Consider the following 674-nt stretch of genomic DNA (forward strand, 5'->3'; position numbering starts at 1 on the left):
CTCGTCGCCAAGTACCAGATCGACCCGGCGCAGACCGGGCTGCTGTTCTCCGCCGAGCTGGGGGCGTTCAGCCTGGCCACCGTGCCGGCGTTCCTGTGGCTCACGCGGGTGCCCGTCGCGGTGTCCGTCACCGTGTGCACGGTGGTCGCGGCCGCCGGGCAGATCGTCTCGGGCTTCGTCGCGGACTTCGGGGCGCTCGTCGCCGTCCGCGTCGTGACGTCGCTGGCGGCGGGCTCGATCACCGTGGTGCTGCTGTCGCTGAGCCCGCGGACGCGCAACCCCGGCCGGGCGTTCGGCGTCTTCGTCGTCGCGCAGCTCGCCATGGGCGCGCTCATCCTGGCGTTGTTCCCGGTGCTCTACGCCGGCGCGGACGTCGCAGCGATCTACTGGACCCTGGCCGCGCTCACGGCCCTGTGCCTGCTCGCCGTGCCGCTGGTGCGCGGCATCCGGCTCGACCGGGCGGCCGGCCGCCCGGCCGCGGCGCCGGCGGTGGCAGGCGCCGCGCGCCGCCTCGGCGCCGGGCTGGCCGCGATCCTGCTGTTCTACCTCGCGCTCAGCGGGGTGTGGGCGTTCATGGGGCAGCTCTCCGCGGACGCCGGGAACGCCGAGGGCGCGACGAGCCTGGTGCTGTCGGTGGCGACGGCGGCGGGCATCGCGTCGGCGGTCGTGGCGAC

1 pseudogene is annotated in these 674 nt (G+C 75.8%); it reads left to right on the forward strand.

What is annotated here, in order from left to right:
- Positions 1 to 674: pseudogene (locus EYB28_RS19925) on the forward strand (MFS transporter); the annotation flags it as partial.

This window comes from Isoptericola sp. BMS4 (genome assembly GCF_011634835.1).
In the GTDB taxonomy this organism is placed as follows: Bacteria; Actinomycetota; Actinomycetes; order Actinomycetales; family Cellulomonadaceae; genus Isoptericola.